This is a genomic window from Streptococcus sp. HMSC077D04 (genome assembly GCF_001808785.1).
GTDB lineage: Bacteria > Bacillota > Bacilli > Lactobacillales > Streptococcaceae > Streptococcus > Streptococcus mitis_BX.
This window is the reverse complement of record NZ_KV794539.1, coordinates 1320-1589: the sequence shown is the minus strand read 5'-3', so window position 1 is coordinate 1589 and position 270 is coordinate 1320. Positions and strand designations below refer to the sequence as shown.

Genomic DNA, 270 nt, shown 5'->3' with positions numbered 1-270 from the left:
TCAGAACTTATTGGATGAATTAAAGGATAAATTGACTACTGCTGAGGTAGAAATTGAGAAAAATTTTCCAAAGGAAGAGGACTATCAAACAAAAAAGGCCGAATACGATGTACTCGCGCCATTGATTGAAACAGAAACGGATTTAGATATTATTGATCAGGCCTTAAGACAATTCCACGAAAAAGGAAAAGAAAAGCAAGAACAACTTTCTTTTGAATTAGATTAAAAAAATAGATACAAATAGCGGACAAGAAAAGAAAAGCGCGGTAA

1 protein-coding gene is annotated in these 270 nt (G+C 33.3%); it reads left to right on the top strand.

Translation table 11 applies throughout. The features are described from left to right. Positions 1-226: hypothetical protein (locus HMPREF2701_RS11525; protein WP_261674417.1), on the top strand; the 226-nt coding region annotated here is incomplete at its 5' end. Positions 227-270: the final 44 nt, after the last annotated feature.